The following is a 2,059-nucleotide window of genomic DNA, read 5'->3' on the forward strand; positions in this document are numbered from 1 at the left end:
ATTTAAACTGTCGAAAATCGAATCAAAAAAGGTCAACCTATTTCAGTATAATACAGAAGACACATAAAATACATATTACCGAAAAACAAATTAAAGTTTTAGAAGAGTTATTGAAAAAAGATGTTTATATAATTAGTGCGCCGAGTTTAAATATTTCTACGGAGGATAAAATAATGGAATCTAGTTATTTCTATATGCCTTACTTATCAGAAAATATAATAGGTTCTAAACAACTTAAGACTTTTAAATTCAGGAGTATATTCGATGAGGAAGATGATGTTGATTTTTTTAGGATGGAGTTTGCAATAAAAAGAAATGAGAATGAACTAAAAAACAAATTTGACCAGTATGTTTTTCAAAATATGAATTCTTCAATTTCATTCGCTCCTTCTTCTCCTATAGAGAAAATTCAAGTATTAACTTATAAGTATATTTATGAATCAACAAATCCTACAATAGAAAGTGTCAAGGTGGATTATGATGACGCATTACTATTCTTTCAAGAAAATGGGAAAAGGTTCATGTTAGCATGTGTTCATTCGTGTACATCATATTCGCAATTTATAAGAAATGATACTACGATAAATGAAAAAATTAAAGATCTATACATTAGAAAAGAGATAAAAAACGATAGGTAACATCGGTTCATCGCAAATAACGGGTTTTATCGAAAAAGTGTAATTTTAGAAACCAAGAAGTAAATTGGTTAAGCCGACAAGTCCGCGTCCCTACTCCCGCAACTTGCGATAACCGTAACCGTTGTGGGTAATTAATAAGAAAAATTTTAAATAAATGAAATTACTGAAATGTGCCCTAATTCTATTTTTTATACCATCATATCAAATAGAAGCTCAGAGTATTTGCACGGATATCACGAGCGGTCAATATTTTCCTTTAAATATTAAGAAAAAGAAAATTATTTGGAATGATACCTACTACTTTGAAACTCTTATTGACACCGTTGAAATCCAAAATAAAATCTATACTGAATTTATTAAAGAATGGGAAAATGGAAATACCGAAACCATATTCATTAGATATGAAGATGGCATGGTGAGAAAATTTGAGAAGTGTTGCGAATATGATACGACTATCTTACCTGTAGAGATTGAAGAAGGTGCAGTTTGGCTTAATGCCGATTATAAATTAAAACATGAAATTTTAAGTCTTGCAGGAACATTAAAAACTCCATTCTGTAATTATAAAAACCTGTTAGTAGTAGAAGTATTAACCCGTGATTTCAAAGGTTATAACTATTATTATAAAAAAGGATATGGATACGTGGGAGCCACAAAAAATGGAAAATTAGTTTCATATTTAAGCCCAAGTAATTAACTACCCACAACAACGGCTCATCGCAAATAACGGGTAGTTGATTGAGAATGGTTATTTTAGAGACCAATTATTAAAACCACTAATCCGACAAATCCGCGTCCTTACTCCCGCAACTTGCGATAGCCGGGACCGTTGTAGCCAATTTCTAGAAAAATTCAGGAATGAAGAAATGTTATCTGACTATTATATATCAAACAAAATCTGAGCAAAATCTTTTAATTTTTATAGAAGAAATAAAAAGTATAACTCAATTTAAAAACCATGAGGTTGAAAATTATAATAAAATCAATAATTCATATAAGATTAATTTTTCAGACGAAATTGACCTAATAACTGATTCTATATCATATTCAGTTTTAATAACTAACAAAATATGTGATCCATGGCTCATATTCTTAAGAAATGATGAGCAAGAGATAGAATTAATCTTTAATAAAGAAGATATAAGTACTTATAGAAAGAATAGTTTTAATCCAATAATCTGGTCAAATTTCCTGATAGAAAGCTTGTAGTAAGAAACTGGCAACAACAACGTATATCGCAAATGGCGAGTTTAATAGAAAAGAACTAAATTAGTTTCCATAACAAACAAACGTTAAGCGGACAAATTCGCTTCCATAACCCCGCGCCACTTGTCGTTATACGAGACCGTTGGCAACAAGCTTAGACAATGTACTTTCCTGAAATAGGTTGACTAAAAATTAAACCTTTTAGCACTATACCT

The 2,059-nt window shown here is 30.3% G+C and carries 3 protein-coding genes; all 3 read left to right on the plus strand.

What is annotated here, in order from left to right; genetic code table 11:
• On the plus strand, positions 1-638 hold a 638-nt coding region (locus L1I30_RS00080; RefSeq protein ID WP_236132219.1), incomplete at its 5' end, for a hypothetical protein.
• Positions 639-792: 154 nt separating this feature from the next.
• Complete coding sequence (locus tag L1I30_RS00085) at positions 793-1,335, plus strand: hypothetical protein (protein WP_236132220.1); 543 nt, start codon at positions 793-795, stop codon at positions 1,333-1,335.
• A gap of 161 nt (positions 1,336-1,496) precedes the next feature.
• Positions 1,497-1,847, plus strand: a complete 351-nt coding sequence (locus L1I30_RS00090; RefSeq protein WP_236132221.1) for a hypothetical protein — start codon at positions 1,497-1,499, stop codon at positions 1,845-1,847.
• Positions 1,848-2,059: the final 212 nt, after the last annotated feature.

The sequence above is a fragment of the Gillisia lutea genome (assembly GCF_021568705.1).
GTDB lineage: Bacteria > Bacteroidota > Bacteroidia > Flavobacteriales > Flavobacteriaceae > Gillisia > Gillisia lutea.

Excerpts from the sequence above, each read along its gene's own strand:
- L1I30_RS00085 (WP_236132220.1), top strand. The coding sequence starts at position 793 with ATGAAATTACTGAAATGTGCCCTAATTCTATTTTTTATACCATCATAT.
- L1I30_RS00090 (WP_236132221.1), top strand. The coding sequence starts at position 1,497 with ATGAAGAAATGTTATCTGACTATTATATATCAAACAAAATCTGAGCAA.